This is a genomic window from Massilia sp. LC238 (genome assembly GCF_000735635.1).
Classification (GTDB): Bacteria; Pseudomonadota; Gammaproteobacteria; order Burkholderiales; family Burkholderiaceae_D; genus Telluria; species Telluria varians.
In genome coordinates this window covers 1-660 of record NZ_JNNN01000034.1, presented here as the reverse complement: position 1 = coordinate 660, position 660 = coordinate 1, and the positions used below count along the sequence as shown (strand labels likewise).

1 protein-coding gene is annotated in these 660 nt (G+C 71.2%); it reads left to right on the top strand.

Annotation, left to right across the window (positions count from 1 at the left end):
- A partial coding sequence (locus FG94_RS08675; protein WP_036209908.1) for a transposase occupies positions 1 to 660 on the top strand: 660 nt, incomplete at both ends.

Below are 660 nucleotides of genomic sequence, written 5' to 3'. Positions count from 1 at the left end.
CCTCGACTGACCAGAACCGGCAGCCCTGGCTGCGCACCGTCCACCGCGACGCCCATGCGCAGCCCTTCACCAACCTCGCCAGGGCCTGGAGCCGCTACTTCGAGCAGCGCCGTGCAGGAAGGCCGGCGTACCCGCCGGTATTCAAGAAAAAGGGGCGCTGCCGCGATGCGTTCTACCTGGCGAACGACAAGTTCAGGATCGAGGGAAGCACCGCCGTGCTGCCCAGGGTCGGCCGGGTGGCGCTGTGCGAAGCGCTGCGCTGGCCTGGACGCATCCTGGGCGCGAGCGTCTCGCGCGAAGCGGATCACTGGTTCCTGTGCGTCCAGGTCGAGGTACCCGACGCGACAGCGCGCCTGCCGCGCAGCGGCCACGGTGTCACCGGCGTCGACCTCGGCGTGAGCGCGGCCGCCACGCTCGCCAGCGGCGAGAAGATCGCGGCGCCGCGTCCCTTGACTGCCGCGCTGCGGCGCCTGCGCATCCGGGGCCGGCGCCTGTCGCGCAAGCTGGAGGCCGCGAAGGCCTTGGCTGGTATCGCGGGCCGGATCCCGAAAGGCATGCGACTGCCCGTGTCGAAGAACCGCGCCAAGGGAGCGAAGGCGCTGGCGCGCCTGCACGCCCGTATCGCGCGGGTGCGCCAGGATTTCACCCACAAGCTCACGA